Genomic DNA, 24693 nt, shown 5'->3' with positions numbered 1-24693 from the left:
GCGCCCGACGGCTCACCGACCCTGGTCACGCGCGGCGTGCCGAACCTGTCGGCCCGCCACGGCCATGACCGCACGGTGCCATGGGAGCCGGGGGCGAAGAGGTTCTTATCCACCAGACCTGGCAAAAACGGACTCCACGGACAGCCGGTCAAAGGCGAGTTGGAGCCATTGCCCGATTTGCCAGTCTTGCGCCGCGAGTGAATTGGGTCACTCGGACCCGTCTCGAGACCCGACCCGGCGCGCCCTCTCCCCTCCTTGCGCCGAAGGCAAGTTGAGGCTTGGCAACCGCAAAGGATCAAGCGCCCCATTCACCCCAGACCATGGTCAACCGGCACGTCAGGTGACCACGGCACTTGTTCCGGGCATGTGCTCTCGCATACGTTCCCGCTCGTCGGGCGGACGCCTAATCCTGCCGCCGCCCGAGTCATCCCCGACGTAACTCACACACGCGCGGCAGGAGCGGGGGACCCAGGTAAGTCGCCGGACCGGACGCCTTGATGGCGCACCGGACCGGCTAGGGGTGAAGTCGCACTGCCGTAAGGCGGTGCGGCCGGGCATCTCCCGCCCGAACCCGACAGCTCACCTCGCAGGCGCCGGAGAGGAACAGCGCCATGCCCCGAGGCAAACACCGCCGCCCCCGCACCAACCCGCTCACCCGCCGTGCCGTGATCGCCGGAACCGGCACCGCGGCCCTCGCCCTCCCCCTCCTGAGCGCGACCACCGCGAGCGCCGCGGAGCCTGCCGCGGCGAAGATCGGATCCGTCACCTACACCACGAAGAAGGGCGATTCGCTCTACGGCATCGCGGAGCGCTACGACGCCCAGGGCGGCTGGAAGCAGCTCTACAAGGACAACCGCAAGGCCGTCGGCGACAACCCTCGTCTGATCCACCCGGGCCTCGACCTGAAGGTCCGGGCCACGAAGAAGGCGAGCACGCCGAGCAAGACGGCCGACACGGCGTCCGCGCCCGTCAAGAAGTCCTCCGTCGCCCAGGCCACGCAGTCCTCGGTGAAGACGTACCCGAACAACCTCGACGGCTGGATCCGCAACGCGCTGGACATCATGTCGCAAAACGGAATTCCGGGTTCTTACGAGGGCATTCACCGCAACATCATGCGTGAGTCGTCCGGCAACCCGCTGGCCATGAACAACTGGGACTCCAACGCCGCGGCCGGCACCCCGTCCAAGGGCCTCCTCCAGGTCATCGACCCCACCTTCGCGTCCTACCACGTGCCGGGGACGGTGTACGACCCCTTCGACCCGGTCGCGAACATCACGGCCGCGTGCAACTACGCGGCCGCGCGCTACGGCTCGATCGACAACGTGAACGGGCCCTACTAGGAGAAGTAAGCGGCCTACCGGCGCATATCGCTACTTACTGGACGATATGCTCCAGACTCCCCGCGAACAGCCTCTCGAGGACGACGGCGATGCCGTCGTCCTCGTTCGAGAGGGTGATCTCGTCGGCGACCGCCTTGAGTTCGGGATGCGCATTGGCCATCGCGACGCCCCGGGCGGCCCAGTCGAACATGGGGATGTCGTTGGGCATGTCACCGAAGGCGATGGTCTCGCGCGGACCGAGGCCGAGATGCTCGGCGGCGAGCGCGAGACCGGTCGCCTTGGTGATGCCGCATGGCTGGAGTTCGACGGTGCCGGGCCCCGACATGGTGACCGTCGCCAGCGAGCCGACCACCGAACGCGCCGTCGCCGCCAACTCGTCGTCCGACAGGCTGGGATGGCGCAGCAGCACCTTGCTGATCGGCTCGCACCACAGGTCGTCGCGGCGCCTGACGCGTACGGCGGGCAGGGTGGGGTGCGGCATCAGATACCCGGGCTCGATGAGCGTGAGCCCGTCCACGCCGTCCTGGTCGACGGCCGCGTACACCTGCCCCACCTCGGCCTCGATCTTGCCGAGCGCGGTCTCCGCCAACTCCCGGTCCAACGTGACGGACCACAGCAGACGATCCGCGCCGGCGTCGTACAACTGCGCGCCCTGTCCGCACACCGCGAGCCCCCTGCTGCCCAGGTCGTCGAGCAGCGGCCGCACTCTGGGCGCCGGCCGTCCCGTCACGACGAGATGCTGGGCGCCGGCCGCCGCCACCCGCGCGAGCGCGTGAAGGGTCCGGTCGGAGAGTGTGTCGTCACCTCGGAGCAGCGTCCCGTCCAGGTCAGTGGCGATGAGTGAATATGCGATGGGTGGGGCCATGATCAGAGAATACGGACAGGAAGCCCCATCGACTCGACCTGAACCGGACGGCTGCTGTGTTCACATGCGTTGACACCTGTTCCGGTTCCGCTTCTGCTTCCCCGCCCACAACTGCCTTCCGCCCCTGGTGATTTCACTCCGACGTGGTGCCGAAGTGCGCCGGAGCGCCCGCCCGGCGTGGCGACCTGCTGTTTCGCCGGCGCCGGCGACGCGACTTCCGCACTGCCCAAGACCGGCGGCTCACCCGTAACGTGTGGCCCGACCACATGGCATACGGAGCGTATGAGAGTGAGGCAGCACCCCATGCCCCCCTTCGATCTCCCCGAGGGCGACCCCTTCGGCACGCACAACCTTCCGTACGGTGTCTTCTCCCTTCCCGGCTCGGACTCCGCGCGACGGGTCGGCGTCCGGCTCGGCGACCACGTCCTCGACGCGGGCAAGGCGGCCTACGCGCTCGGCTCGCCGTACGCCCCGCTGCTCGCCCAGGACTCCCTGAACCCCCTGCTCGCCGCGGGCCGCACCACCTGGTCCGACGTCCGGCGGGCACTGACGGCCTGGGTGACGGTGCCCGCACACCAGGAGTCCGTCCGTGACCTCCTGCACCCCCTGTCCTCGGTGACCCTGCACCTCCCCTTCGAGGTCGCTGACTACGTCGACTTCTACGCCTCCGAGAACCACGCCCGGAACGTCGGCCAGATCTTCCGCCCCGACGCCGCGGACTCCCTGACCCCCAACTGGAAGCATCTGCCCATCGGTTACCACGGCCGCTCCGGCACGGTGGTCGTGTCCGGCACCGATGTCGTACGACCGTCGGGCCAGCGCAAGGCCCCCACCGACCCGGCGCCCGTCTTCGGCCCGTCGGTCCGCCTCGACATCGAGGCCGAGGTCGGCTTCGTGGTCGGGGCGCCGTCGCGGATGGGTGAGCCGGTGGCGCTGGGCGACTTCCGGGAGCACGTCTTCGGCCTGTGCCTGCTCAACGACTGGTCGGCACGTGACGTCCAGGCCTGGGAGTACGTCCCCCTCGGCCCGTTCCTCGGCAAGTCCTTCACCACGTCGGTGTCGGCGTGGATCACCCCGCTGGACGCCCTGGAGGAGGCGCGCGTGGCACCGCCGCAGCGTACGCACCCGCTGCTGCCGTACCTGGACGACTCCGGCTCCGAGGCCGAACCCGGCGGCTACGACCTGCGTATCTCGGTGGCCGTCAACGGCCACGTGGTCTCCGAGCCCCCCTTCTCCACCATGTACTGGACCGCCGCCCAGCAACTCGCCCACATGACCGTCAACGGCGCCTCGCTGCGCACCGGCGACCTGTACGGCTCCGGCACGGTCAGCGGCCCGACCGAACGCGAACGCGGGTCACTGCTGGAGCTGACGTGGAACGGCCGTGACCCTCTTGAACTCCCCGACGGCAAGCGGACGTTCCTGGAGGACGGCGATGTGGTGACACTGTCCGCCTGGGCGCCGGGACCCGGTGGGGTTCGAGTGGGGCTCGGGGAGGTCACAGGGCGGATCGCGGCGGGGTGACGCCCGGTTCCGGCCCAACTCGCGGGCTCTGCGGGGTGGTTCGCAGTCGCGGAAACGGTGCCGGGCGGGTGTGGGAGCAGCCTGGGGGCTGACCGGGACCGTGATTCGGCGAGTCTTTCCTCCTGACTCCGTCGACGGTCACCGTCATACTGGCTGGCGGTGGGAAGCGAGCCGCGATCGGCGTGCGCTGCCCACCGCCCCGCCCGCACCGCGCCACCGCACCGTCCCGTCCCGTCCAGGATCCGGAGACCTTGGCATGACCGTCTGCATGCTCCTGCTGAGCATCGTCGCCCTGACGGCCGCCGTACCCGTCCCCCAAGCGCTGACCCGGGCCACCTGGACCGAACGGGAACCCGTGGTCGCCCTGTGGGTGTGGCAGTGCCTGGTCGCCACCGTCCTGCTGTGCTGCCTGACGGCCCTGTCCCTGGGCACCGCCGCCGTCTTCGGCACGGTGCGTGCCCAGCTCTTCGCCCCGGCGCCGCCGATGGTGACGGAGGCGTACGACCTCTCGGCCACGCCCGCCTGGGCGGCCGCCCTCACCCTGCTGCTGGCCTGCGGTGCCGCCTGGACGACCGCGATGCTGGCCCGCGAACTCGTCGAGGCGCGCCGACGTCGCGGCCAGGCCAGGGCCCATCTGCGCGAACGCGCCCCCGACCTGCCGGCGGGGCTGGGCGCGGCGCGCGGCCCGCTCCTGGTGCTGGAGGACGAGTACCCGGACGCCTGGTGGATGCCCGGCAGCCCGGCCCAGCTGATCGTCACCACAGGCGCCCTGCACCGTCTGACCGACCACCAGCTCGACGCGGTCCTCACCCACGAACGCGGCCATGCCCGCGCCCGCCACGACTGGCTGCTGCACCTGTCCACCGCGCTGGCCACCGGATTCCCCCGCATCCCGTTGTTCGCCCACTTCTGCGACCAGACCCACCGCCTCGTCGAACTCGCCGCCGACGACACGGCGTCCCGCCGCTGCGGCCATCTGACGACGGCCCTGGCCCTGATCGAGCTCAATCAGCACCGAGGCGTGCTGTCCTGCGCCTCCACCAACCGCCTCCTGGGCGAGCGCGTCAACCGTCTCCTGCAGCCACCGCCACGCCTGGGGCGCCGACGCCGAGCCCTCACGACGACGCTGGCCGCCCTGGTGCCGCTGGTTCCGCTGCTGATCACGTTCGCGCCGGGGCTGACGGCGTTGGCGTGACCGTCGCGCCGGGACTCCAGCCCCCGCCTCGGCCCTGAACGCAACGCCCCCTAGGCCCAGTCCTCCGGCTCCGGCTCCGTCTCGGGCCAGTCGTCCATCCCGTGATCGGACCCGGGATCCGCTTCGGACGCCGCCCCCGCGCCGGACTCTCCACGCACCGAGGCCAGCACCTCGATCACGCCCTCCCCGTATGTGGCCAGCTTCTTCTCCCCGACCCCGCCGACGCTCCCGAGCTCCCGCACGGAGGCGGGCCACACGGTCACGATCTCCCGCAACGTCGCGTCGTGGAAGATCACATACGCCGGGACCCCCTGCTCCCGAGCCTGCTCGGCGCGCCAGGCCCGCAGCGCCTCGAAGGCCGGCACCAACTGCTCCGGCAACTCGGCCACCGCGGCCTTGGCCTTGCGCTCCCCGCGCCCGGAACCCGAGGAACCGGACCCGGACCGCGAGGTCGCCGGCTTCTTCGGCTCCTTGCGCAGCGGCACCTCCCGCTCCCGCCGCAGCACGGTCCCGCTGGCCTCCGTGAGCACGAGCGTCCCGTAGTCCCCCTCGACCGCGAGCAGTCCCTGCGCCAGCAACTGCCGGACGACGCCCCGCCATTCGCCCTCGTCCAGCTCCTGGCCGATGCCGAAGACGGACAGCTGGTCGTGGTCGAACTGGATCACCTTGCCGGTGCGCTTGCCCAGCAGGATGTCGACGATCTGCACCGCGCCGAACTTCTGCCCGCGCTCGCGCTGCAGCCGCACCACCGTCGACAGCGCCTTCTGCGCGGCGATCGTGCCATCCCAGGTCTCCGGCGGCGTCAGGCAGGTGTCGCAGTTGCCGCAGCCCACCGGGGCGGGGTCCTGACCGAAGTAGGCGAGCAGCTGGCCGCGCCGGCAATGGGCCGTCTCGCACAGCGCCAGCATCGCGTCCAGATGCGAGGCCGCCCGGCGCCGGAACGCCTCGTCGCCCTCGCCCGACTGGATCAGCTTGCGCTGCTGTATGACGTCGTTGAGGCCGTAGGCCATCCAGGCCGTGGAAGGCAGGCCGTCACGGCCGGCGCGGCCCGTCTCCTGGTAGTAGCCCTCGACGGACTTGGGCAGGTCGAGGTGGGCGACGAACCGCACGTCCGGCTTGTCGATGCCCATCCCGAAGGCGATGGTCGCCACCACGACCAGCCCCTCCTCGCGCAGGAACCGGGACTGGTGTGCCGCGCGCGTGCCCGCGTCCAGGCCCGCGTGATAGGGCACCGCCTCGATGCCGTTGCGGGACAGGAACTCCGCGGTGGCCTCGACGGACTTGCGCGACAGGCAGTACACGATGCCCGCGTCTCCCGCGTGCTCCTCCCGCAGGAAGCTCAGCAGCTGCTTCTTCGGGTCCGCCTTCGGCACGATCCGGTACTGGATGTTGGGCCGGTCGAAGCTCGCCACGAAGTGCCGGGCCGTCGGCATGTGCAGCCGCTGGGTGATCTCCTGGTGCGTCGCGTGCGTGGCCGTCGCCGTCAGTGCGATCCGCGGGACGTCCGGCCAGCGCTCGCCGAGCAGCGACAGGGCCAGATAGTCGGGACGGAAGTCGTGGCCCCACTGCGACACACAGTGCGCCTCGTCGATCGCGAACACCGCGATCTTGCCGCGCGACAGCAGGTCCAGCGTCGAGTCGAGCCGCAACCGCTCTGGGGCGAGGTAGAGCAGGTCCAGCTCACCCGCCAGGAACTCCGCCTCCACCACCCGCCGCTCGTCGAAGTCCTGCGTGGAGTTCATGAACCCGGCGCGCACACCGAGCGCCCGCAGCGCGTCCACCTGGTCCTGCATCAGCGCGATGAGCGGCGAGACGACCACGCCGGTACCCGGTCTGACCAGGGACGGAATCTGGTAGCAGAGCGACTTCCCGCCACCGGTCGGCATGAGCACGACGGCATCGCCGCCACTCACCACATGCTCGATGACGGCTTCCTGCTCGCCCCGGAATGCCTCGTACCCGAACACCCGGTTCAGCGCGGCCAGCGCCTCACTGCCCGCTGTCCCTGTCGACTCGGTCACCCCTGGCATCTCCCTGATCCCACCCGTCACACCCATCGCCGTGTCCCCCGTACGTCGTCCCTCGACCACTGCCTCCACGATAGGGGCCCGCACCGACAGCCCCGGAGTTATCCACAGGCTCACGCCCCGCGACAGGAAAAGCGGCCCGGCTTCCCTACGAGAGAAGCCGGGCCGCCGCCGTGCACGGGAACGCCGCGTCAGCGCACGAAGACCCCCGCGTCGCTCGCCAGATCCAGGAAGTACTGCGGCGCCACACCCAGCACCAGCGTGACCGCCACGCCCACCCCGATCGCCGTCACCGTCAGCGGCGACGGAACGGCGACCGTCGGCCCCTCCGGATGCGGCTCGCTGAAGAACATCAGGACGATGACACGGATGTAGAAGAACGCCGCGATCGCCGAGGAGATCACACCGACCACGACCAGCGGGGCCGCCCCACCCTCCGCCGCCGCCTTGAACACGGCGAACTTGCCGGCGAAGCCGGAGGTGAGCGGAATGCCGGCGAAGGCCAGCAGGAACACCGCGAAGACGGCCGCGACCAGCGGCGAACGGCGGCCCAGACCGGCCCACTTGGACAGGTGGGTCGCCTCACCCCCGGCGTCACGCACCAGCGTCACCACCGCGAAGGCACCGATCGTCACGAACGAGTACGCGGCCAGGTAGAAGAGGACGGACGACACCCCGTCCGGAGTGGTCGCGATGACACCCGCGAGGATGAATCCGGCGTGGGCGATCGACGAGTACGCCAGGAGCCGCTTGATGTCGGTCTGGGTGATCGCGACGATCGCACCGCCCAGCATGGTGACGATCGCGACGCCCCACATGACCGGCCGCCAGTCCCAGCGCAGGCCGGGCAGCACGACGTACAGAATGCGGAGCAGGGCACCGAACGCGGCCACCTTCGTCGCCGCCGCCATGAAGCCGGTCACCGGCGTCGGAGCGCCCTGGTAGACGTCCGGCGTCCACATGTGGAACGGGACCGCGCCCACCTTGAACAGCAGACCCATGACGATCATCGCGGCGCCGACGAGCAGCAGCGCGTCGTTGCCCATGGTGTCCGCGAGCGCCGGGGTGACGTCCGGCACGGTGCCGTCGACGACCTGTGCGATCGTCGCGTACGACACCGAGCCCGCGTACCCGTACAGCAGCGCGATGCCGAACAGCGTGAACGCGGAGGCGAAGGCGCCCAGCAGGAAGTACTTGACCGCGGCCTCCTGCGACATCAGCCGCTTGCGGCGGGCCAGCGCGCACATCAGGTACAGCGGCAGCGAGAAGACTTCCAGGGCGATGAACAGCGTCAGCAGATCGTTGGCCGACGGGAAGATCAGCATGCCCGCGACGGCGAACATCAGCAGCGGGAACACCTCGGTGGTGGTGAACCCGGCCTTCACTGCGGCCTTTTCGCTGTCGCTGCCCGGCACGGACGCCGCCTGCGCGGCGAACGAGTCGACCCTGTTGCCGTGCGCGGCCGGGTCGAGCCGCCGCTCGGCGAAGGTGAACAGGCCGACCAGGGCGGCCAGCAGGATCGTGCCCTGAAGGAACAGGGCGGGTCCGTCGACGGCGATCGCGCCCATCGCGACGATGCCCGACTTGGTCGTGGCGTACCCGCCGGCCGCCAGCGCCACGACCCCGGCGAAGGCCGCGACGAGCGCCACGGCGGCGACGAACACCTGCGCGTAGTAGCGCGCCTTGCGCGGCACGACCGCCTCGATCAGCACCCCGATGATCGCCGCGCCGACGACGATCAGGGTGGGCGACAGTTGTGCGTACTCGATCTTCGGCGTGTCGATCTTCGAGATCGGGTCGGCCGCGGTTGTCCACAGGCTGTGGACGACTGATGCGCTCACTTGGCCGCCTCCACCTCGGGCTGGGGATCCTTCTTCTGTACGTCGGACATGGTCTGCTTGACCGCCGGGTTGACGATGTCCGTGAGGGGCTTCGGGTAGACGCCCAGGAAGATCAGCAGTGCGACCAGCGGGGCGACGACCACGAGTTCACGCACCCTGAGGTCGGGCATGGCGGACACCTCCGCCTTCACCGGGCCCGTCATCGTCCGCTGGTAGAGGACGAGGACGTACAGCGCGGCGAGCACGATGCCGAAGGTGGCGATGATCCCGATCACCGGGTAGCGCGTGAACGTGCCGACCAGGACCAGGAACTCACTCACGAACGGTGCAAGGCCCGGCAGCGACAGCGTCGCCAGTCCGCCGATCAGGAAGGTGCCGGCGAGCACCGGGGCGACCTTCTGCACACCGCCGTAGTCGGCGATGAGCCGCGAGCCGCGCCGTGAGATCAGGAAGCCGACCACCAGCATCAGCGCGGCCGTGGAGATGCCGTGGTTGACCATGTAGAGCGTCGCGCCGGACTGGCCCTGGCTGGTCATCGCGAAGATGCCCATGATGATGAAGCCGAAGTGCGAGATCGACGCGTACGCGATCAGGCGCTTCATGTCCCGCTGGCCCACGGCGAGCAGCGCCCCGTAGACGATGCTGATCAACGCCAGGACGAGGATCGCGGGCGTCGCCCACTTGCTGGCCTCCGGGAACAGCTGGAGGCAGAAGCGGAGCATCGCGAAGGTGCCCACCTTGTCGACCACCGCGGTGATGAGGACGGCGACCGGTGCGGTGGCCTCCCCCATCGCGTTGGGCAGCCAGGTGTGCAGCGGCCACAGCGGGGCCTTCACCGCGAAGGCGAAGAAGAAGCCGAGGAACAGCCAGCGTTCGGTGTTCGTCGCCATGTCGAGCGTGCCGTTGGCGCGGGCCTCGGCGATCGCCTGGAGGCTGAAGTTCCCGGCGACCACATACAGGCCGATCACCGCGGCCAGCATGATCAGACCGCCGACCAGGTTGTAGAGCAGGAACTTCACGGCCGCGTACGACCGTTGCGTCGACGCCACCTTCTCGCCGTGCTCGTGGGCACGGTCCCCGAAGCCGCCGATGAGGAAGTACATCGGGATGAGCATGGCTTCGAAGAAGATGTAGAAGAGGAAGACGTCGGTGGCCTCGAAGGAGATGACCACCATCGCCTCGACGGCCAGGATCAGGGCGAAGAAGCCCTGCGTAGGCCGCCAGCGGGTGCTTCCGGTCTCCAGCGGGTCGGCGTCGTGCCAGCCCGCGAGGATGATGAACGGGATCAGCAGCGCCGTCAGCGCGATCAGCGCCACCGCGATGCCGTCCACACCGAGTTCGTAGCGGACCCCGAAGTCCGCGATCCAGGAGTGGGACTCGGTGAGCTGGTAACGGTCGCCGTCCGGGTCGAAGCGGACCAGGACGGTGATCGCGAGGCCGAGCGTGGCGAGCGAGACGAGCAGCGCGAGCCATTTGGCTACGGTGCGCTGCGCGGCCGGCACGGCGGCCGTGGCGATCGCCCCGATCGCCGGGAGCACCGCCGTGGCTGTCAGCAGAGGAAAGGACATCGGTATCAGACCGCCCTCATCAGCAGGGTCGCGGCGATGAGGATCGCCACACCGCCGAACATCGAGACCGCGTACGACCGCGCGAAGCCGTTCTGAAGCCTGCGCATCCGTCCGGACAGGCCGCCGACCGAGGCCGCCGTGCCGTTGACGACGCCGTCGACCAGGGTGTGGTCGACGTACACCAGGGAGCGTGTGAGGTGCTCGCCGCCGCGGACGAGGACGACGTGGTTGAAGTCGTCCTGGTACAGGTCGCGCCGGGCGGCCCGGGTGAGCACCGACCCGCGCGGGGCGACGGCCGGGACCGGACGGCGGCCGTACTGGCCGTAGGCGATGGCCACGCCGATGACCATGCACGCGACGGTCGCGCCGGTGATCGTTCCCGCGCTGAGCGGCGCGTCACCGTGGTCGTGCCCGGTGATGGGCTCCAGCCAGTGGATGAAGCGGTCGCCGATGCTGAAGAACCCACCGGCGGCCACCGAGCCGACGGCCAGCACGATCATGGGGATCGTCATGACCTTGGGCGACTCGTGCGGATGCGGTTCGTTGCCCTTCTCGTCCGGCTGCCAGCGCTTCTCGCCGAAGAACGTCATCAGCATCACGCGCGTCATGTAGAAGGCCGTGATCGCGGCGCCGAGCAACGCGCAGCCGCCGAGGATCCAGCCCTCGGTGCCGCCCTTGGCGAACGCCGCCTCGATGATCTTGTCCTTGGAGAAGAAGCCGGACAGACCCGGGAAGCCGATGATGGCGAGGTAGCCGAGACCGAAGGTGACGAAGGTGATCGGCATGTACTTGCGCAGACCGCCGTACTTGCGCATGTCCACCTCGTCGTTCATGCCGTGCATGACCGAACCGGCGCCGAGGAACAGCCCGGCCTTGAAGAAGCCGTGCGTCACCAGGTGCATGATCGCGAAGACGTAGCCGATGGGGCCGAGGCCCGCGGCGAGGACCATGTAGCCGATCTGCGACATGGTCGAGCCGGCCAGCGCCTTCTTGATGTCGTCCTTCGCGCAACCGACGATCGCACCGAAGAGGAGTGTGACGGCGCCGACGATCGTGACGACCAGCTGTGCGTCGGGCGCCGCGTTGAAGATCGCCCCGGAGCGGACGATCAGGTAGACGCCCGCGGTCACCATCGTCGCGGCGTGGATGAGGGCCGAGACCGGGGTCGGGCCCTCCATCGCGTCCCCGAGCCAGGACTGCAGCGGCACCTGGGCGGACTTGCCGCAGGCGGCGAGCAGCAGCATCAGGCCGATGGCGGTGAGCTTGCCCTCGCTCGCGTCACCGACCAGGCCGGGCTCTCCCTCGCCGCCGAGCAGCGGCCCGAAGGCGAAGGTGCCGAACCAGAAGAACATCAGCATGATCGCGATCGACAGGCCCATGTCGCCGACGCGGTTGACCAGGAAGGCCTTCTTCGCGGCCGTCGCGGCGCTGGGCTTGTGCTGCCAGAAGCCGATGAGCAGGTAGGACGCGAGACCGACGCCTTCCCAGCCGACGTACAGCAGCAGGTAGTTGTCGGCGAGGACGAGCAGCAGCATCGCCGCGAGGAACAGGTTCAGATAGCCGAAGAAGCGGCGGCGCCGCTCGTCGTGCTCCATGTACCCGACCGAGTACAGATGGATCAGTGAGCCGACGCCGGTGATCAGCAGCACGAATGTCATCGACAGCTGGTCCAGGCGGAAGGCGACGTCCGCCTGGAAGCCCTCGACCTGGATCCAGCTGAACAGGTGCTGGGTGAGGGTCCGCTGCTCGGCGCCCTTGCCCAGCAGGTCGGCGAAGAGGACCACGCCGAACACGAAGGACACGAAGGACAGGAGCGTGCCGATCCACTGTCCGGCGGCGTCCAGACGCCGGCCGCCGCACAGCAGAAGAGCCGCTCCGAGCAAGGGCGCCGCGATCAGCAGCGCAATCAGGTTCTCCACGTTTTCCGACCCCTCAGAGCTTCATCAGGCTGGCGTCGTCGACCGAGGCCGAGTGGCGGGAACGGAACAGCGACACGATGATCGCGAGCCCGACGACGACCTCCGCGGCGGCGACGACCATCGTGAAGAAGGCGATGATCTGGCCGTCGAGATTGCCGTGCATCCGGGAGAACGCGACCAGCGTGAGGTTGCACGCGTTGAGCATCAGCTCGATGCACATGAAGACGACGATCGCGTTGCGCCTGATCAGCACGCCGGTGGCGCCGATCGTGAACAACAGGGCCGCGAGATAGATGTAGTTGACCGGGTTCACTTCGACGCCTCCTCTGGCCGCTTGAAGGTCGACGGCTCGATCGCGGTCCGCTCCAGCCGCTCCTCCGCACGCTGCTCCAGCGCCCGCAGGTCGTTGAGCGCCTCGGTGGACACGTCACGGATCTGGCCGCGCTCGCGCAGCGTCTTGCTGACCGTGAGGTCGGACGGGGTGCCGTCGGGCAGCAGGCCCGCGATGTCCACGGCGTTGTGCCGGGCGTACACGCCGGGGGCCGGCAGCGGCGGGATGTGCTTGCCTTCCCGGATGCGCTCCTCGGACAGCTCGCGCTGTGTCTTGGCCCGCTCGGTGCGCTCGCGGTGCGTGAGCACCATGGCGCCGATGGCGGCCGTGATCAGCAGGGCGCCGGTGATCTCGAAGGCGAAGACGTACTTGGTGAAGATGAGGGTGGCGAGGCCCTCCACATTGCCGTTCGCGTTCGCCTGGGCGAGGCCGTTGAACTCCTGCAGGGAGGCGTGGCCGATGCCCGCGATCAGCAGGATGCCGAAGCCGAGCCCGCAGAGAAGGGCCAGCCAGCGCTGGCCCTTGATGGTCTCCTTCAGAGAATCCGCGGCCGTGACGCCGACAAGCATCACCACGAACAGGAACAGCATCATGATCGCGCCGGTGTAGACGACGATCTGCACGATGCCCAGGAAGTAGGCGCCGTTGGCGAGGTAGAAGATCGCCAGGATGATCATGGTCCCGGCCAGGCAGAGCGCGCTGTGCACGGCCTTCTTCATGAAGACGGTGCACAGTGCGCCGATGACGGCGACGGTGCCCAGGATCCAGAACTGGAAGGCCTCTCCGGTGGAGGTGGAGTAGGCGGCGAGCTGCGCGCTCATGCCTCCACCTCCTCTTCTTCGGGCTTCTCGCCCTTGGAGGCGGCGACCTGGCGTTCCGTGCCCGGCGCGGCCTCCGTCACCAGTCCCCGGTAGTAGTCCTGCTCGTCCGTCCCCGGGTAGATGGCATGGGGGCTGTCGACCATGCCGTCCTCGAGACCGGCGAGCAGCTGTTCCTTGGTGTAGATGAGGTTGGCGCGGCTGGAGTCCGCCAGCTCGAACTCGTTCGTCATCGTGAGCGCGCGCGTGGGGCACGCCTCGATGCACAGGCCGCACAGGATGCAGCGGGCGTAGTTGATCTGGTACACCGCGCCGTACCGCTCGCCCGGCGAGTAGCGCTCCTCGTCGGTGTTGTCGGCGCCCTCCACATAGATGGCGTCGGCGGGGCAGGCCCAGGCGCACAGCTCGCAGCCGACGCACTTCTCCAGGCCGTCCGGATGGCGGTTGAGCTGGTGCCGTCCGTGGAAGCGCGGAGCGGTGGTCTTCTGCTGCTCCGGGTACTGCTCGGTCAGCCGCTTCTTGAACATGGCCTTGAAGGTCACGCCGAAGCCTGCGACGGGGTTCATGAAACCGGGCTTGGTCTCCTTGGGCTCCTCAGCCATCGGACGCCTCCTTTCCATCCAGAGATCCGTCACTCTGAGTATCGGGCCCACCACTGACAATCAGCTCCCGCTCGCGGTGCGAGCGGCGCCGCGGCACCGGCGGCAACTCCTGTCCCGGTAGCGGCGGTACGGGGAATCCGCCCGCCATCGCGTCGAAGGAGGCCGGTTCCTCGGCGGCCTTCTCGGTCTCCGTCGCCTTCTCCCGGAACAGGTCGACGACGAAGGAGAGCAGGAGCAGCGCCAGGACGCCGCCGCCGACGTAGAGGGCGATGTCGGCGAAGTCGTAGTTCTCGTTGCGCAGGGTCCGCACGGTCGCGACGAGCATCAGCCAGACGACGGAGACCGGGATGAGGACCTTCCAGCCGAGCTTCATCAGCTGGTCGTAGCGGACACGAGGCAGCGTGCCGCGCAGCCAGATGAAGAAGAACAGCAGCAGCTGGACCTTGATCACGAACCAGAGGAGCGGCCACCAGCCGTGGTTCGCGCCCTCCCAGAACGTGCTGACCGGATACGGAGCCCGCCAGCCGCCCAGGAAGAGCGTCACCGACACGGCCGAGACCGTCACCATGTTCACGTACTCGGCGAGCATGAACAGCGCGAACTTGATCGACGAGTACTCGGTGTTGAAGCCGCCCACCAGGTCGCCCTCGGACTCCGGCATGTCGAAGGGGGCGCGGTTGGTCTCACCGACCATCGTCACGATGTAGATCAGGAAGGACACCGGCAGCAGGACGACGTACCAGCGGTCCTGCTGCGCCTCGACGATCGCCGAGGTCGACATCGACCCCGAGTAGAGGAACACCGAGGCGAACGCGGCGCCCATCGCGATCTCGTAGGAGATCATCTGCGCGCACGAACGCAGGCCGCCCAGCAGCGGATACGTCGATCCGGAACTCCAGCCCGCAAGCACGATGCCGTAGATGCCGACCGAGGCGACCGCGAGGATGTAGAGCATCGCGATCGGCAGGTCGGTGAGCTGCATCGTGGTGCGCTGGCCGAAGATCGAGATCTCGTTGCCGGCCGGACCGAAGGGGATCACCGCGATCGCCATGAAGGCCGGGATGGCCGCGACGATCGGTGCGAGGATGTAGACGACCTTGTCCGCGCGTTTGACGATGACGTCTTCCTTCAGCATCAGCTTGATGCCGTCGGCGAGCGACTGGAGCATGCCCCAGGGGCCGTGCCGGTTGGGCCCGATGCGCAGCTGCATCCAGGCGACGACCTTGCGCTCCCAGACGATGGAGAACAGTACGGTCACCATCAGGAAGGCGAAGCAGAACACCGCCTTGATGACGACCAGCCACCAAGGGTCGCGGCCGAACATCGAGAGGTCTTCAGCGGCGAGGAAAGGGCTCATGCCTCCACCTCCTCGGGGGCCTCGGACGTCAGGGTCGCCGGGCCGATGCGGACGAGTGAGCCGGGCAGCGCCCCGGCGTCGGAGGCGACACCGGCGCCCACGGAGTTCAGCGGGAGCCACACCACCCGGTCGGGCATCTGCGTGATCCGCAGCGGCAGTTCGACGACTCCGGCGGGTCCGGTCACGGCGAGCAGGTCGCCGTCCTTCACACCGGCCTCGGCGGCCGTGGCGGCCGACACGCGCGCGTGCGCGGCGTGCCGGGTCCCGGCGAGCGCCTCGTCGCCCTGCTGGAGCAGGCCCTGGTCGAGCAGCAGCCGGTGCCCGGCGAGGACGGCCTCACCGGCGGCCGGCCGCGGCAACTGGGGTGCGCTCTCCAGAGGTTCGGTGGCCCGCGGTCCGTCCCAGGCGCCGAGCCGGTCGATCTCCGCGCGCGTGGTGCGCAGATCCGGCAGGCCCAGGTGTACGTCCATGGCGTCGGCCAGCATCTGCAGGACGCGCGCGTCGGTCGGGGCCACGCGGCGGGTCATCTGGTCGGGCTTGAGCGCGGCCTCGAAGAAGCGCACCCGGCCTTCCCAGTTGAGGAAGGTGCCGGCCTTCTCGGCGACTGCGGCGACCGGCAGCACGACATCGGCGAGCTCGGTCACCTCGCCGGGCCGCAGCTCCAGCGACACCACGAAGCCGACCTCGCCGAGCGCCTCACGCGCGCGTGCCGGGTCGGGCAGGTCGGCGACCTCGACGCCCGCGACCAGCAGCGCCTGGAGTTCGCCGATCGCGGCGGCCTCGACGATCTGGCCGGTGTCGCGGCCGTAGCGGTGCGGGAGTTCGGCCATGCCCCAGACGGCGGCGACCTCCTCACGCGCGCGTGGGTCGGTCGCAGGACGGCCGCCCGGCAGCAGCGATGGCAGCGCGCCCACCTCGACGGCAGCGCGCTCCCCCGCCCGGCGCGGGATCCACACCAGCTGGGCACCGGTCGCGGTCGCGGCCCGTACCGCGGCGGTGAGCCCGCCCACCACGGCGGCCAGCCGCTCGCCGACGACGATCACCGAGCCTTCGGTGCGCAGCGCCTCGGAGGCCTTCGCGCCGTCCTCGTCCAGGCCGACCCCGCCCGCGAGCGCGTCCAGCCACTCGGTCTCGGTGCCGGGAGCGGCGGGCAGCAGCGTGCCGCCGGCCTTCTCCAGGCCGCGTGTCCCGTGCGTGGCGAGTGAGAAGACCTTCTGGCCGTGCCCCCGCCAGGCCTTGCGCAGCCGCAGGAAGACACCGGGCGCCTCCTCCTCGGCCTCGAACCCGGCCAGCAGGACGGCCGGTGCCTTCTCCAGGGCGGCGTACGTGCCACCCGTACCGTCCAGGTCGCGGCCGTGACCGGCGACCCGCGCGGCGAGGAAGTCGGCTTCCTCGGCGCTGTGCACGCGCGCGCGGAAGTCGATGTCGTTGGTGTCGAGCGCCACGCGCGCGAACTTGCTGTACGCGTAGGCGTCCTCGACGGTGAGCCGGCCGCCGGTCAGCACTCCGGTGCGGCCGCGTGAGGCGAGCAGGCCCTGGGCCGCGATCTGCAGTGCCTCGGGCCAGGACGCCGGTTCGAGGTCACCCTCGGCGTTGCGCACCAGCGGCGTCTGGAGCCGGTCACGCTGCTGGGCGTACCGGAAGCCGAACCGGCCCTTGTCGCAGATCCACTCCTCGTTGACCTCGGGGTCGTTGGCGGCGAGGCGCCGCATGACCTTGCCGCGCCGGTGATCGGTGCGGGTGGCGCAGCCGCCCGAGCAGTGCTCGCACACCGACGGCGAGGAGACGAGGTCGAACGGGCGGGAGCGGAACCGGTACGCCGCCGAGGTGAGCGCGCCGACCGGGCAGATCTGGATGGTGTTGCCGGAGAAGTACGACTCGAAGGGGTCGCCCTCACCGGTGCCGACCTGCTGGAGCGCGCCCCGCTCGAGCAGCTCGATCATCGGGTCGCCCGCGATCTGGTTGGAGAACCGGGTGCAGCGGGCGCACAGCACGCACCGCTCGCGGTCGAGCAGCACCTGCGTGGAGATCGGCACGGGCTTCTCGTACGTCCGCTTCTTGCCCTCGAAGCGCGAGTCCGCCTGCCCGTGCGACATCGCCTGGTTCTGCAGGGGGCACTCGCCGCCCTTGTCGCAGACCGGGCAGTCCAGCGGGTGGTTGATGAGGAGCAGCTCCATCACACCGTGCTGGGCCTTCTCGGCGACCGGCGAGGTGAGGTGCGTCTTCACGACCATGCCGTCGGTGCAGGTGATCGTGCAGGACGCCATCGGCTTGCGCTGGCCCTCGACCTCGACGATGCACTGGCGGCAGGCGCCGGCCGGGTCGAGGAGGGGGTGGTCGCAGAAGCGGGGGATCTCGATGCCGAGTTGCTCGGCGGCCCGGATGACCAGGGTGCCCTTCGGCACACTGATCTCGACGCCGTCGATGGTCAGCGAGACGAGATCTTCCGGCGGGACCGCCGCCTCTCCCCCTCCGGAGGGAGCGCTGGTGGTCACAGTCATGCGTTCACCTCCGTGCGGTGGTCGGCCCAGGCCGTCGACTTGGCCGGGTCGAAGGGGCAGCCGCGGCCCGTGATGTGCTGCTCGTACTCCTCGCGGAAGTACTTCAGCGAGGAGAAGATCGGCGAGGCGGCGCCGTCGCCGAGGGCGCAGAAGGACTTGCCGTTGATGTTGTCGGCGATGTCGTTCAGCTTGTCGAGGTCGCTCATCACGCCCTTGCCGGCCTCGATGTCACGCAGCAACTGCACGAGCCAGTACGTGCCTTCGCGGCAGGGCGTGCACTTGCCGCAGGACTCGTGGGCGTAGAACTCGGTCCAGCGGGTGACGGCGCGGACGACGCAGGTCGTCTCGTCGAAGCACTGCAGTGCCTTGGTGCCGAGCATGGAACCGGCGGCGCCCACGCCCTCGTAGTCGAGCGGGACGTCGAGATGCTCGTCGGTGAACATCGGCGTCGAGGAGCCGCCCGGCGTCCAGAACTTCAGGCGATGGCCGGGACGCATGCCGCCGCTCATCTCGAGGAGCTGGCGGAGTGTGATGCCGAGCGGGGCCTCGTACTGGCCGGGGCTCGCGACATGGCCGCTGAGCGAGTAGAGCGTGAAGCCGGGGGACTTCTCGCTGCCCATCGAGCGGAACCATTCTTTGCCCCGGTGCAGGATCGCGGGAACCGACGCGATCGACTCGACGTTGTTCACAACAGTCGGGCAGGCGTAGAGACCTGCCACCGCAGGGAAGGGGGGACGCAGCCGCGGTTGTCCACGGCGGCCTTCGAGCGAGTCGAGCAGTGCGGTCTCCTCACCGCAGATGTACGCGCCGGCGCCGGCGTGCACGGTGAGTTCGAGGTCGAGTCCGCTGCCCAGGATGTTCTCGCCGAGGAAGCCGGCCGCGTAGGCCTCGCGCACGGCCTCGTGCAACCGCCGCAGAACGGGGACGACTTCACCACGCAGATAGATGAAGGCATGCGAAGACCTGATGGCATAACACGCGATGACGATGCCCTCGATGAGGCTGTGCGGGTTCGCGAAGAGGAGCGGGATGTCCTTACAGGTCCCGGGCTCCGATTCGTCGGCGTTGACAACTAGATAGTGCGGTTTTCCATCACCCTGCGGAATGAACTGCCATTTCATTCCCGTCGGGAATCCCGCGCCGCCGCGCCCGCGCAGACCGGAGTCCTTGACGTACGCGATCAGGTCGTCCGGCGACATGGCGAGCGCCTTGCGAAGTCCCTCGTACCCCTCGTGCCTTCGGTAGACGTCCAGCGTCCAGGACCTGTCCTCGTCCCAGAAGGCCGACAGCACGGGTGCGAGCAGCTTCTCGGGGCTGTTTTCCTTCAGCTCTGGTGCCAATGTCATCACTCCCCCTCCTCGGCGACAGGCCCTGCCGGGTGGGCCGGGTCGGATGCCGACGTCTCATGCGGCGCGTCGTGCGAACTGAGGTGCTCGGTCGGCGACGGCTTGTGCACCGCCCTGTCCTGCGGCTCGTCGTGCGGGCCGCCGTCGCGCGGATGGACCACGCGCGCGGGTGCGGTCTCTCCCCTGGCCAGGCGGAGGCCCACCAGCGAAGCCGGTCCCGCACCGCCGCTCTCCTCGACGGCCCCGGGCCGCTCGTCGGGGAAGCCGGCCAGGATCCGCGCGGTCTCCTTGAAGGTGCACAGCCGGGCGCCGCGTGTGGGCTCCACGTCCCGGCCCTCACGCAGGTCGTCGACGAGGCGCTTGGCGCTCGCGGGGGTCTGGTTGTCGAAGAACTCCCAGTTGACCATCACGACCGGTGCGAAGTCGCAGGCCGCGTTGCACTCGATGTGCTCCAGGGTGACCTTGCCGTCGCCCGTGGTCTCGCCGTTGCCGACGCCCAGGTGCTCCTGGAGCTCCTCGAAGATCGCGTCGCCGCCCATCACCGCACACAGGGTGTTGGTGCAGACGCCCACCTGGTAGTCACCGCTCGGCTTGCGCCGGTACATGGTGTAGAAGGTGGCGACCGCGGTGACCTCGGCCGTGGTCAGCTCCAGTACGTCCGCGCAGAACCGCATCCCGGTGCGCGTGACATGGCCCTCCTCCGACTGCACCAGGTGCAGCAACGGCAGGAGGGCGGACCGGGAGTCCGGGTAGCGGGCGATGATCTCGCGCGCGTCGGTCTCCAGCCGGGCCCGAACGTCGTCCGGGTAGCCGGGCGCGGGCAGTTCGGGCATGCCCAGGCTGACGCCCCGCTCGGAAGAAGAGGTGGTCACCGGTCGACGCCTCCCATCACGGGGTCGATGGACGCGACGGCGACGATGACGTCGGCGACCTGGCCGCCCTCGCACATCGCCGCCATCGCCTGCAGGTTGGTGAAGGACGGGTCGCGGAAGTGGACCCGGAAGGGGCGGGTGCCGCCGTCGGACACGGCATGCACTCCGAGCTCGCCCTTGGGCGATTCGACGGCCGCGTAGGCCTGTCCCGGCGGGACGCGGAAGCCCTCGGTGACCAGCTTGAAGTGGTGGATCAGGGCCTCCATGGAGGTGCCCATGATCTTCTTGATGTGGTCGAGGGAGTTGCCGAGTCCGTCGGGTCCCAGGGCGAGCTGGGCGGGCCAGGCGATCTTCTTGTCGGCGACCATGACCGGGCCGGGCTGGAGCCGGTCCAGGCACTGCTCGACGATCCCGAGCGACTGGCGCATCTCTTCCAGACGGATGAGGAAGCGGCCGTAGGAGTCGCAGGTGTCGGCGGTCGGGACCTCGAAGTCGTAGGTCTCGTAGTCGCAGTACGGCTGCGTCTTGCGCAGGTCGTGCGGCAGGCCGGTGGAGCGCAGGATCGGGCCGGTGGCGCCGAGGGCCATGCAGCCGGCCAGGTCGAGGTAGCCGACATCCTGCATCCGGGCCTTGAAGATGGGGTTCCCGGTGGCGAGCTTGTCGTACTCCGGGAGGTTCTTCTTCATCTTCTTCACGAACTCGCGGATGTGGTCCACCGCGCCGGGCGGCAGGTCCTGCGCGAGTCCGCCGGGCCGGATGTACGCGTGGTTCATGCGCAGGCCCGTGATGAGCTCGTAGATGTCGAGAATCATTTCACGATCACGGAATCCGTAGATCATGATCGTGGTGGCGCCGAGCTCCATGCCGCCGGTGGCGATGCACACCAGGTGGGAGGAGAGCCGGTTCAGCTCCATCAGGAGCACCCGGATGATCTTGGCGCGCTCGGTGATCTGGTCCTCGATGCCGAGGAGCTTCTCGACGGCGAGACAGTAGGCGGTCTCGTTGAAGAAGGACGTCAGGTAGTCCATGCGCGTCACGAACGTGGTGCCCTGCGTCCAGGTCCGGTACTCGAGGTTCTTCTCGATGCCGGTGTGGAGATAGCCGATGCCGCAGCGGGCCTCGGTGACCGTCTCGCCGTCGATCTCCAGGATCAGGCGGAGCACTCCGTGGGTGGAGGGGTGCTGGGGGCCCATGTTGAGGACGATGCGCTCGTCGTCGGCACGGGCCGCGGCCTGGACGACCTCGTCCCAGTCGCCACCGGTGACCGTATATACGGTGCCCTCGGTGGTCTCACGGGCGGATGCTGACTGCGTGCTCACGAGTACGACCTCCGCTGGTCCGGAGCCGGGATCTGGGCGCCCTTGTACTCGACGGGGATGCCGCCGAGGGGGTAGTCCTTGCGCTGCGGGTGGCCCTGCCAGTCGTCCGGCATCATGATCCGCGTCAGGGCGGGGTGACCGTCGAAGACGATTCCGAAGAAGTCGTACGTCTCGCGCTCGTGCCAGTCGTTCGTCGGATAGACCGAGACCAGCGACGGGATGTGCGGGTCGCTGTCGGGGGCGCTGACTTCGAGGCGGATCAGCCGGTTGTGGGTGATCGAGCGCAGGTGGTAGACGGCGTGCAGCTCGCGGCCCGTGTCGCTGAGGTAGTGGACGCCGCTGACGCCGGTGCACAGTTCGAAGCGCAGGGCCGGGTCGTCGCGCAGGGTGCGGGCGACGCGGACCAAGTGCTCGCGTTCGATGTGGAAGGTGAGTTCGCCGCGGTCGACGATCGTCTTCTCGATGGCGTTGTCGGGGAGGAGTCCCTGTTCCTCCAGCGCGCCCTCGAGTTCGTCGGCGACCTCGTCGAACCAGCCTCCGTAGGGGCGGCTCGTCGCACCCGGGAGCCGGACCGAGCGGACGAGGCCGCCGTAGCCGGAGGTGTCGCCGCCGTTGTTGGCGCCGAACATGCCGCGCTGGACGCGGATCTCCTCGCCGCCCTGGCCGCGCTGGCCGGGGAGGTTGGAGGCGGAGAGGTCCTTCTCGGGGTTGACCCCGTTCGACCCGTTCGCCCCGTTGGTGCCGTTCGCGTCGCTCACCGCAGCAGCCCCTTCATCTCGATCGTGGGCAGGGCCTTGAGCGCCGCTTCCTCTGCCTCGCGGGCCGCCTCCTCGGCGTTCACGCCGAGCTTGGAGGACTGGATCTTCTGGTGCAGCTTGAGGATGGCGTCCATCAGCATCTCGGGCCGTGGCGGGCAGCCCGGGAGATAGATGTCGACCGGGACGATGTGGTCGACGCCCTGGACGATCGCGTAGTTGTTGAACATGCCGCCCGAGGAGGCGCAGACCCCCATGGAGATCACCCACTTGGGGTTCGGCATCTGGTCATAGACCTGCCTGAGCACCGGCGCCATCTTCTGGCTGACCCGGCCGGCGACGATCATCAGGTCGGCCTGGCGCGGGGATCCGCGGAAGACCTCCATGCCGAAGCGCGCCAGGTCGTAGCGGCCGGCGCCGGTGGTCATCATCTCGATGGCACAGCAGGCGAGGCCGAAGGTGGCCGGGAAGACGGACGCCTTGCGCACCCAGCCCGCGGCCTGCTCGACGGTGGTCAGCAGGAATCCGCTCGGCAGCTTTTCTTCGAGTCCCATGTCTAAAGGCCCCTCAGTCCCATTCCAGGCCGCCGCGCCGCCATACGTACGCGTACGCGACGAAGACGGTGAGCACGAAGAGCAGCATCTCCACGAGCCCGAAAATCCCCAGGGAGTCGAAGGTGACGGCCCAGGGGTAGAGGAAGACGATCTCGATATCGAAGATGATGAAGAGCATCGCCGTCAGGTAGTACTTGATCGGGAAGCGCCCGCCGCCGGCCGGCGTGGGGGTCGGCTCGATTCCGCACTCATAAGCCTCGAGCTTGGCCCGGTTGTACCGCTTCGGACCGATCAGCGTGGCCATGACCACGGAGAAGATCGCAAAGCCTGCCCCGAGGGCTCCCAGTACGAGGATGGGCGCATACGCGTTCACCGCTCCTCGCTCCTCTCAGTCGGCACTGACTGCTGGCGGTTGCACTGGGCTCACAGCCGCCCCACCGGTCCCACGAGCCCCGCTCGTCCCGGCGAAGATCGAGAACATGTGAAGCAGGTCACAAGCCCAACTGCCTCGCATCTTATGCCCGCCGCTCTGTGATCTGCGACACGGGGTATTGCACAAGCTTTGTGATCTCCACCACCTGACGAAGGATCATGAACGCGGATGAGCGGTGATCTTCGTACGAGAAGCGTCCGAGTGATCACCAGAGGTGACATTTTCGCTCGTCGGCCCAGCTCGGAGGGGTCGTCTCAATATCAAGAGAGTTCTCTTGCATGCAAATTGGTGCTGGACGGGACGCCTTGGTAGAGGACCCCGTTCACACATCAGAGGGAGGGTCGCGAGCGGATGTGGACGCGTGCACGCATTCACGAGCGACGCCGGGCGCAATCCGTGCACGGGACGCGCACGACCCCGTAACCGTTGCGTGACCTCTGCCACATCAATGAGAGACCCGGAGAACCGGGCTTGGCCACCCGTCCCAACAAGTGGTAAGCGGTGGGCAATTCGGACTTAATGATGAAAGGCCGTGATCACGGGCGGAGTGAAGGGCGCCCGCAATGTCCGTTACGGCGTCAATAAGGGGCGCTCAGCCGGGAATTTCGGGGCCCCATTGAACAACTGTGGCGCAGCACACGTTTCTTGAAGGTATGGAGGAGCCCCTGATACCCGTTGTTCTCATGTCCCACACCGCTCACATACGCAGCCACCGGAAGCCCCGCCGCACCGCGTCGACGACCATCGCGATGCGCGCCGGAGTTGCCGGTGGCGTCCTCAGCATGGCAGCGGCAGGCGCTGCGGCCACGGCGAACGCAGCCGAGCCGGTTACGCAGACCATCGAACTGCCCACCCTCACGGGTGACCTGGCGGACCAGCTCGCCCGGTCCGCCGACGCCACGCAGCTGGCGGCGGCGAACTACGAGCTCGACGCCGAGCGTGACGCGGCCGCCGCCGCAGCGGCCAAGGAGGCCAAGAAGGACCTCGCGGAGGCCAAGAAGAAGGCCGAGGCGAAGAAGAAGGCCGAGGAGGCCCGTCGGGCCGCCGCCGAGGAGGCTGCCTCGCGCAGCTCCGAGCGGACCACCCTGTCCGCCTCCGCGAGCACCGACACCGACGTGCCCGCTCCCGCCAGCGGCAGCGTCGGGACGGTCATCGCCTTCCTCCAGGCGCAGGTCGGCGACGCGTACGTCATGGGTGCCACCGGCCCCAACGCGTGGGACTGCTCCAGCCTGGTCCAGGCCGCGTTCAAGCAGGTCGGCGTCGACCTGCCGCGGGTCTCGCAGGACCAGTCGATGTCCGGCACCGACATTCCCCTGTCGCAGGTCCAGGTCGGCGACATCCTCTACTGGGGCGGCAAGGGCTCCGCCTACCATGTGGGCGTCTACATCGGTAACGGCCAGTACCTGGACGCGGCCAACCCGTCCAAGGGCGTCGTCATCCAGGACCTGTCCGGATACCCGGCGTCGGGCGCGGTACGCGTCCTCTGAGTCGCAGGGATCACCGTAAGGGCCGCAGCCGCTCGGGGG

The 24693-nt window shown here is 68.9% G+C and carries 20 protein-coding genes and 1 riboswitch; of the genes, 4 read left to right on the top strand and 16 right to left on the bottom strand.

Going from position 1 to position 24693, the window contains the following annotated elements:
• Window positions 1–421 precede the first annotated feature (421 nt).
• A riboswitch (cyclic di-AMP (ydaO/yuaA leader) is annotated at window positions 422–606 on the top strand.
• A 5-nt stretch (window positions 607–611) separates the two neighbouring features.
• A complete protein-coding gene (locus tag ACFQ6S_RS39905; protein ID WP_383420498.1) occupies window positions 612–1340 on the top strand; it encodes a transglycosylase SLT domain-containing protein in 729 nt (242 codons plus the stop codon).
• A 34-nt stretch (window positions 1341–1374) separates the two neighbouring features.
• Here the strand turns inward: ACFQ6S_RS39905 and ACFQ6S_RS39900 are convergent, their stop codons facing one another.
• Window positions 1375–2205, bottom strand: a complete 831-nt coding sequence (locus ACFQ6S_RS39900) for an HAD family hydrolase (protein WP_383420496.1) — start codon at window positions 2203–2205, stop codon at window positions 1375–1377.
• A gap of 303 nt (window positions 2206–2508) precedes the next feature.
• Between ACFQ6S_RS39900 and fahA the strand changes: the two genes are divergently transcribed.
• Window positions 2509–3729: a fumarylacetoacetase gene (fahA, locus tag ACFQ6S_RS39895; protein ID WP_383420494.1), complete on the top strand. Its 1221-nt coding sequence runs from the start codon at window positions 2509–2511 to the stop codon at window positions 3727–3729.
• A gap of 256 nt (window positions 3730–3985) precedes the next feature.
• Complete coding sequence (locus tag ACFQ6S_RS39890; protein WP_383420493.1) at window positions 3986–4924, top strand: M56 family metallopeptidase; 939 nt, start codon at window positions 3986–3988, stop codon at window positions 4922–4924.
• 50 nt (window positions 4925–4974) lie between these two features.
• On the opposite strand, the gene recQ is transcribed toward ACFQ6S_RS39890, so the two are convergent.
• From recQ to ACFQ6S_RS39815, 15 genes are all read right to left on the bottom strand, one after another.
• Window positions 4975–6981, bottom strand: a complete 2007-nt coding sequence (gene recQ / locus ACFQ6S_RS39885) for a DNA helicase RecQ (protein ID WP_383420808.1) — start codon at window positions 6979–6981, stop codon at window positions 4975–4977.
• A 161-nt stretch (window positions 6982–7142) separates the two neighbouring features.
• Window positions 7143–8792 (bottom strand): NADH-quinone oxidoreductase subunit NuoN, encoded by a 1650-nt coding sequence (gene nuoN / locus ACFQ6S_RS39880; protein ID WP_383420491.1) that lies wholly within the window; start codon window positions 8790–8792, stop codon window positions 7143–7145.
• Window positions 8789–10360 carry an NADH-quinone oxidoreductase subunit M gene (locus ACFQ6S_RS39875; protein WP_383420489.1) on the bottom strand — a complete coding sequence of 524 codons (1572 nt, stop codon included), beginning with the start codon at window positions 10358–10360 and terminating at the stop codon, window positions 8789–8791. The genes nuoN and ACFQ6S_RS39875 overlap by 4 nt, the downstream gene beginning before the upstream one ends.
• 5 nt (window positions 10361–10365) lie before the next feature.
• Window positions 10366–12279, bottom strand: coding sequence for an NADH-quinone oxidoreductase subunit L (gene nuoL / locus ACFQ6S_RS39870; protein WP_383420487.1), 1914 nt, complete (start codon window positions 12277–12279; stop codon window positions 10366–10368).
• Between the two features lie 13 nt (window positions 12280–12292).
• On the bottom strand, window positions 12293–12592 hold the full coding sequence (gene nuoK / locus ACFQ6S_RS39865; RefSeq protein WP_107904232.1) for an NADH-quinone oxidoreductase subunit NuoK: 300 nt from the start codon (window positions 12590–12592) through the stop codon (window positions 12293–12295).
• A complete protein-coding gene (locus ACFQ6S_RS39860) occupies window positions 12589–13431 on the bottom strand; it encodes an NADH-quinone oxidoreductase subunit J (RefSeq protein ID WP_383420485.1) in 843 nt (280 codons plus the stop codon). Before ACFQ6S_RS39860 ends, nuoK begins: the two co-directional genes overlap by 4 nt.
• The gene (nuoI, locus tag ACFQ6S_RS39855) at window positions 13428–14030 is read right to left on the bottom strand and encodes an NADH-quinone oxidoreductase subunit NuoI (protein ID WP_383420483.1); all 603 of its coding nucleotides are present in this window, start codon (window positions 14028–14030) and stop codon (window positions 13428–13430) included. The genes ACFQ6S_RS39860 and nuoI overlap by 4 nt, the downstream gene beginning before the upstream one ends.
• Window positions 14023–15387 carry an NADH-quinone oxidoreductase subunit NuoH gene (gene nuoH / locus ACFQ6S_RS39850; RefSeq protein ID WP_383420481.1) on the bottom strand — a complete coding sequence of 455 codons (1365 nt, stop codon included), beginning with the start codon at window positions 15385–15387 and terminating at the stop codon, window positions 14023–14025. Before nuoH ends, nuoI begins: the two co-directional genes overlap by 8 nt.
• A complete protein-coding gene (locus ACFQ6S_RS39845) occupies window positions 15384–17888 on the bottom strand; it encodes an NADH-quinone oxidoreductase subunit G (protein WP_383420479.1) in 2505 nt (834 codons plus the stop codon). The genes nuoH and ACFQ6S_RS39845 overlap by 4 nt, the downstream gene beginning before the upstream one ends.
• A complete protein-coding gene (gene nuoF / locus ACFQ6S_RS39840; protein ID WP_373315256.1) occupies window positions 17885–19234 on the bottom strand; it encodes an NADH-quinone oxidoreductase subunit NuoF in 1350 nt (449 codons plus the stop codon). The genes ACFQ6S_RS39845 and nuoF overlap by 4 nt, the downstream gene beginning before the upstream one ends.
• Window positions 19234–20106 (bottom strand): NADH-quinone oxidoreductase subunit NuoE, encoded by an 873-nt coding sequence (nuoE, locus tag ACFQ6S_RS39835; protein WP_383420477.1) that lies wholly within the window; start codon window positions 20104–20106, stop codon window positions 19234–19236. The genes nuoF and nuoE overlap by 1 nt, the downstream gene beginning before the upstream one ends.
• Window positions 20103–21425 carry an NADH-quinone oxidoreductase subunit D gene (locus ACFQ6S_RS39830; protein ID WP_383420476.1) on the bottom strand — a complete coding sequence of 441 codons (1323 nt, stop codon included), beginning with the start codon at window positions 21423–21425 and terminating at the stop codon, window positions 20103–20105. Before ACFQ6S_RS39830 ends, nuoE begins: the two co-directional genes overlap by 4 nt.
• Complete coding sequence (locus ACFQ6S_RS39825; RefSeq protein WP_383420474.1) at window positions 21422–22183, bottom strand: NADH-quinone oxidoreductase subunit C; 762 nt, start codon at window positions 22181–22183, stop codon at window positions 21422–21424. The genes ACFQ6S_RS39830 and ACFQ6S_RS39825 overlap by 4 nt, the downstream gene beginning before the upstream one ends.
• Window positions 22180–22734 carry an NADH-quinone oxidoreductase subunit B family protein gene (locus ACFQ6S_RS39820; RefSeq protein ID WP_007383964.1) on the bottom strand — a complete coding sequence of 185 codons (555 nt, stop codon included), beginning with the start codon at window positions 22732–22734 and terminating at the stop codon, window positions 22180–22182. The genes ACFQ6S_RS39825 and ACFQ6S_RS39820 overlap by 4 nt, the downstream gene beginning before the upstream one ends.
• Before the next feature lie 13 nt (window positions 22735–22747).
• On the bottom strand, window positions 22748–23107 hold the full coding sequence (locus tag ACFQ6S_RS39815; protein WP_030950624.1) for an NADH-quinone oxidoreductase subunit A: 360 nt from the start codon (window positions 23105–23107) through the stop codon (window positions 22748–22750).
• A gap of 713 nt (window positions 23108–23820) precedes the next feature.
• Here ACFQ6S_RS39815 and ACFQ6S_RS39810 point away from each other — a divergent pair.
• Window positions 23821–24654: a C40 family peptidase gene (locus tag ACFQ6S_RS39810; RefSeq protein ID WP_383420472.1), complete on the top strand. Its 834-nt coding sequence runs from the start codon at window positions 23821–23823 to the stop codon at window positions 24652–24654.
• The last annotated feature ends 39 nt before the right edge of the window (window positions 24655–24693 follow it).

This window comes from Streptomyces sp. NPDC056479 (assembly GCF_042795335.1).
GTDB lineage: Bacteria > Actinomycetota > Actinomycetes > Streptomycetales > Streptomycetaceae > Streptomyces.
The sequence above is the reverse complement of the archived record's forward strand: the minus strand, read 5'-3'. Positions and strand labels throughout refer to the sequence as shown.